The organism is Alteromonas sp. ABH4_453 (genome assembly GCF_056160665.1).
On sequence record NZ_JBSWXP010000025.1, the window covers coordinates 1 to 304 of the forward strand.

2 tRNA genes are annotated in these 304 nt (G+C 51.0%); both read left to right on the top strand.

What is annotated here, in order from left to right:
• Nucleotide 1 precedes the first annotated feature (1 nt).
• A tRNA-Glu gene (locus ACXAGV_RS19070) sits at nt 2–69 on the top strand.
• Between the two features lie 156 nt (nt 70–225).
• Nucleotides 226–301, top strand: a tRNA-Glu gene (locus ACXAGV_RS19075).
• The last annotated feature ends 3 nt before the right edge of the window (nt 302–304 follow it).

Sequence of the window (304 nt, forward strand, 5' to 3'; positions counted from 1 at the left end):
TCGTCTAGAGGCCTAGGACACCGCCCTTTCACGGCGGTAACAGGGGTTCGAATCCCCTAGGGGACGCCATTTTATCGCGTCACAGTCGATTAAAACTGTGAAATAGGCTGGAGTTGATTAATCAACTTCTGACTGAAAGTTTTGGTAAGGAAAGGTCGCTCAGTTCGCTGTCCACTTCGCCTTACTGAAAATCTCGAAAGCGGTGCTTTCGAAAGAAGATTTTCAGTCCCCTTCGTCTAGAGGCCTAGGACACCGCCCTTTCACGGCGGTAACAGGGGTTCGAATCCCCTAGGGGACGCCATTT